Below are 362 nucleotides of genomic sequence, written 5' to 3'. Positions count from 1 at the left end.
CTAGGGGATGCACACATCTTTTGAGATGAATGACTCGCTTTTGATTGGCGGTCTTGTGTTGGGGTGTGATTCCGTCTGCGATGCGTTGATGGAGATGCGTCGCGATGTCAGCCCATGAGATCGGATTAGGAGCGTTCGGCGACGAGCGCTTGCAAAAAAGGGGGCCCAACTGCTGGGGCTCATGGTGGATCGTCAGAGCGTTTGCGTTCGACGGCTTGCGGGAGGATCGCGGGGACGGATCATTGGTTTTGGCCGGTTCCTGGCGAACAAGCGGGTGACGACGCAGAGCCTGATCGAAGGCTGGGGGCTGACGAGTTCGCAGGCCTGTGCTGGCCGTCACGTGCTGGCGGTCCAAGACACCA

1 pseudogene is annotated in these 362 nt (G+C 59.4%); it reads left to right on the top strand.

What is annotated here, in order from left to right:
- Positions 1–181: 181 nt before the first annotated feature.
- Positions 182–362 (top strand): annotated as a pseudogene (locus EOD07_RS38320) (transposase); the annotation flags it as partial.

Source organism: Mesorhizobium sp. M2C.T.Ca.TU.002.02.1.1, assembly GCF_003997225.1.
This window is presented reverse-complemented; position numbering and strand designations above follow the sequence as displayed.